Raw genomic sequence first — 249 nt, forward strand, 5'->3', positions numbered from 1 at the left:
CGGACCTACCACCATCATCGACAGCAGCAGGCAGGACGCGGCGTGGTTCATGGCGGCCTCCCTGGCCTCTGGGGGAGGCTGCACTTTGCCTTGCGCGTCAGCGGACGTCGACCTCGTACTCCACCACCTCCACCGGCGGCACCGATTCCCAGGGCCGTCGGTAGACCATGCGCACGGTGGCCTTGCCCGCCTTGTCCGCGCGGAACCACCAGCGCGCGATCGACGACGCGCCGGGCATCGGCGGTTGCG

1 protein-coding gene is annotated in these 249 nt (G+C 70.3%); it reads right to left on the reverse strand.

Translation table 11 applies throughout. The features are described 5' to 3' along the window. Positions 1–97: 97 nt before the first annotated feature. Positions 98–238 (reverse strand): protease inhibitor I42 family protein, encoded by a 141-nt coding sequence (locus OH705_RS30040; protein ID WP_416383610.1) that lies wholly within the window; start codon positions 236–238, stop codon positions 98–100. Positions 239–249 lie beyond the last annotated feature (11 nt).

Source organism: Pseudomonas sp. BJa3 (genome assembly GCF_026343815.1).
GTDB lineage: Bacteria > Pseudomonadota > Gammaproteobacteria > Pseudomonadales > Pseudomonadaceae > Aquipseudomonas > Aquipseudomonas soli.